This is a genomic window from Ferruginibacter sp. (assembly GCF_031430955.1).
Lineage (GTDB): Bacteria > Bacteroidota > Bacteroidia > Chitinophagales > Chitinophagaceae > Ferruginibacter.
On record NZ_JANPCM010000236.1, the window covers coordinates 1 to 1,703 of the forward strand.

General features: G+C 36.2%; 3 protein-coding genes and 1 tRNA gene. 2 read left to right on the forward strand and 2 right to left on the reverse strand.

Annotation, left to right across the window (positions count from 1 at the left end):
* Positions 1–533, reverse strand: a 533-nt coding sequence (locus ACY65O_RS06605; RefSeq protein WP_462220063.1) for a Rossmann-fold NAD(P)-binding domain-containing protein, incomplete at its 3' end; no start/stop codon positions are given.
* 153 nt (positions 534–686) lie between these two features.
* Here ACY65O_RS06605 and hscB point away from each other — a divergent pair.
* Positions 687–1,166: a Fe-S protein assembly co-chaperone HscB gene (gene hscB, locus ACY65O_RS06610; RefSeq protein ID WP_462220064.1), complete on the forward strand. Its 480-nt coding sequence runs from the start codon at positions 687–689 to the stop codon at positions 1,164–1,166.
* A gap of 111 nt (positions 1,167–1,277) precedes the next feature.
* Positions 1,278–1,361, forward strand: a tRNA-Leu gene (locus tag ACY65O_RS06615).
* Between the two features lie 33 nt (positions 1,362–1,394).
* Here the strand turns inward: ACY65O_RS06615 and ACY65O_RS06620 are convergent.
* Positions 1,395–1,703 (reverse strand): trehalase family glycosidase (locus ACY65O_RS06620; RefSeq protein WP_462220065.1); only part of this gene is annotated, 309 nt, incomplete at its 5' end.

Below are 1,703 nucleotides of genomic sequence, written 5' to 3' on the forward strand. Positions count from 1 at the left end.
TTAGGTAATTTTAATCCAAAATAAGTATGAATTAAATTACGGTAATCTTTTTGCTGATACACCCTGTTTAAATTAAACAACCCCGTTCTTTTTCCATAAGCCATCATGCCATTGTGTGCCCCAACAATGCCTGCAAAAAAACCAAAGCCTAAAATACGCTGCCCATCTTCATGCGTTAAGCACTCGTAATCTATTAGCGTAATGTTGTTTTTTATAATAGCCTGAAATAATTTTCGATTGTGTTCCTGTTCTTTTTTAGTATGAGAAAAAAGTAAATAAGTTTTACCGGGTATCAGTTGTTCAACCGGTACTTCTTTAATGCCCATCAGCACATCGCAACCCGAAATATCTTCTCTAACTTCCACACCTGCCATGGCGTATTCTTTATCCATAAAGCATCTGGTATCGCTGTGCTGTGCCACCACACGTATGGTATCAAAATTTTTATGCAGCCATTTGCATTGCGCCGGCGTAAGTGCCACCCTGTTATCCGCAGGTATTTTACCTTCTCTTATTAAACCAATTGTCAGCATCAATCGTATTGTTTAGGCGGCAAGTTAATTAATTTGCCCCTATCCCCTGAAGGGGAATTAAATTTTAGAATTGAATTTTAGTATTAAACAGTAATTTTAAATTTACTAATTAAATAAAAAACTTAAAAATGTCTTTAATTTGAAATTTGCCTTATGAATTATTTTGAACTGTTTGATATACCGGTAAGTTTACAGGTTGATAAAAATACACTTGCCAAAAAATATTTTGAATTGCAAAAGCAATTTCACCCCGATTTTTTTACTCAGGCCACAGAACATGAACAAAGCGAAGCGCTGGAAAAATCTTCTCAAATTAATAAAGCCTTAAAAGTTTTAAAAAACGAAAACGAAACTATAAAATATGTGCTGCAGTTAAAAGGCCTTTTGGAAGAAGAAGAAAAATACCAGCTGCCACCCGAATTTTTAATGGAAGTAATGGAACTGAATGAGGAACTTTCGGCAAATTCACAACAACAGATAAATGATTTTGAAACAGAAATTTACGAACCTGTAAAAAATAGTATAGAAAATTTTAGTGCCGAAACCACTTCTACCGTAGAACTGCTTAAAGTAAAAGAATACTATTACAAAAAAAAATACCTGCAGCGTATTTTGGACAGAATAGACGGATAGCGTAATATTGCAGCCCTGATTGGTTAATCAGTTTACTGGTTTATTAGTTAATTGGTATGCAAATAAAGGTTACTAATAAACTATTTAACAAATTAACCAATAAACAAGTAAGCCCATGTGGCGGAATTGGTAGACGCAGCAGACTCAAAATCTGCCATTCGCAAGGGTGTGAAGGTTCGATTCCTTTCGTGGGCACCGGTAAGGTGAAGCTGGAGCTTCACCTTTTTTTTATTCGCTTTTCATTTTTAAATACACCCCATTCGTCCAGCCAAAACCATCCTGGTTGGGGTATTCTCCACCACCGGCAGTAACGGTTGTATCCATTACGTTATACTTCTCCATCATTTTACCTGTTTCGGCAAAAACTTTTTCGCAATTGGAAAGCCAGTTACTTTTTAAGGTTATTGCTAATTCCGTAAAGCCGTAATTCATTAATCCTTTGTACGTCATCCATTGTAAAGGTGCCCAGCCATTTGGGGCATCCCACTGCTGGCCGGTTTTATAAATAGTGGTTACCACGCCTCCTGAATAAAGAAA

Excerpts from the sequence above, each read along its gene's own strand:
- hscB (WP_462220064.1), top strand. The coding sequence starts at position 687 with ATGAATTATTTTGAACTGTTTGATATACCGGTAAGTTTACAGGTTGAT.